The 936-nt window shown below is 54.3% G+C and carries 1 protein-coding gene; it reads right to left on the bottom strand.

Annotated elements, in window-relative coordinates:
* Window positions 1-177: 177 nt before the first annotated feature.
* Window positions 178-585, bottom strand: coding sequence for a Fur family transcriptional regulator (locus ABFT80_RS27960; RefSeq protein ID WP_347975224.1), 408 nt, complete (start codon window positions 583-585; stop codon window positions 178-180).
* Between the last annotated feature and the right edge of the window lie 351 nt (window positions 586-936).

The raw sequence follows: 936 nt of genomic DNA, 5'->3' as shown, positions 1-936 counted from the left end.
CGCCGGCCATGTCGCCAATCAGGACCAGCCGGACGCGTTCAACGCGCTTCTGGGCAAATTCCTTCGCGAGACTTTTTAGGGCGCTTCATTTTAGATAGAATCACGAGGCGCCCCCCTCTGTCCTGCCAGCGTTTCTATCTAAAAATGAAGGGCTTAATCCAACGCTAACTCAAAATATCAGGCAGCCGCCGCCTCACGGCATTTGGCACAGGTACCGCGAAACTCGATAACCGCTTTCTTCGCCGCAAAGCCGGTCGATCCGACCCATGTTTCAAGCTGTTTTCCGACCGTTTCATCGCAAAACTCAGTAACCTGACCGCAATTGTCGCAGATCGCGAAAGCGGTCATGCGGTGCGAATGGTCATGCGGCTCGGAGCAGGCGACGAAGGCGTTCAGGCTTTCAAGACGATGGACGAAGCCATCCTTGATCAGCGTTTCAAGCGCGCGATAGACCTGCAATGGCGCGCGAAACCCGCTCTCGCGCAACTGGTCGAGCAGCGTATAGGCGCTGAGCGGGCCTGAAGCTGCCTCGAGCCTTTGCAGAACGAGCTGCTGGTTTTTCGTCAATGCCTGTCTTGCGGCCATAATGTTCTCCTCGTCCTCATTTATTGCGTCGAGGCAGGAAAAACAATCTCACCGTGACAGATGCACCGCCTAGAGTCCTTCATTTTTAAATAGAAACGCTGGCGGGACAGCGCCCCCCTCTGTCCTGCCGGACATCTCCCCCACAGGTGGGGAGATTAGCCTTCATCTCTGATTTCGCTAATCAGCTACTTCTCAAGAAATGGTCCGAACATAGCGGACAGCCAATCTCCCCACCTGTGGGCAGTGTTTACATTGGACTCGTAATGAGATGCCTGTTGAAGAACAGTGCGAGGGTTATGTCGAGCATTTGATGGGTTTTTGAAAAGCGCTTTGATCGCCGGTTGAAGCGGG

Origin of the sequence: Foliimonas ilicis, assembly GCF_039939195.1 — a bacterium.
GTDB lineage: Bacteria > Pseudomonadota > Alphaproteobacteria > Rhizobiales > Rhizobiaceae > Foliimonas > Foliimonas ilicis.
Note: the sequence above shows the minus strand (reverse complement) of the source record. Positions and strands in the feature narration are given on the sequence as shown.